Source organism: Lysinibacillus boronitolerans JCM 21713 = 10a = NBRC 103108 (genome assembly GCF_000772935.1).
Taxonomy (GTDB): domain Bacteria; phylum Bacillota; class Bacilli; order Bacillales_A; family Planococcaceae; genus Lysinibacillus; species Lysinibacillus boronitolerans.
In genome coordinates this window covers 1-210 of record NZ_JPVR01000003.1, presented here as the reverse complement: position 1 = coordinate 210, position 210 = coordinate 1, and the positions used below count along the sequence as shown (strand labels likewise).

1 protein-coding gene is annotated in these 210 nt (G+C 44.3%); it reads right to left on the bottom strand.

Annotated elements, in window-relative coordinates; translation table 11 throughout:
* Window positions 1-210: IS3 family transposase (locus tag CD31_RS00015; RefSeq protein WP_036074711.1), on the bottom strand; the 210-nt coding region annotated here is incomplete at both ends.

Here is a 210-nt window from a genome sequence, read left to right as displayed (position 1 = left end):
CTTATGATTCACTTTTTGCCCACGATTCGCTAGCTCATCACGAATGCGACGATAGCCATAACGGCCTTCATGTTCCTTATAGATTTCTTGAATTTCGGCCTTTAACTCGGCATCTGGATCGGGACGATTCATCTTCTTTACTAAATCATAGTACGTGCTACGTGGAATTTCTGCGAACGCTACAAGCGCCTTCACCGAGTATTTATGCCT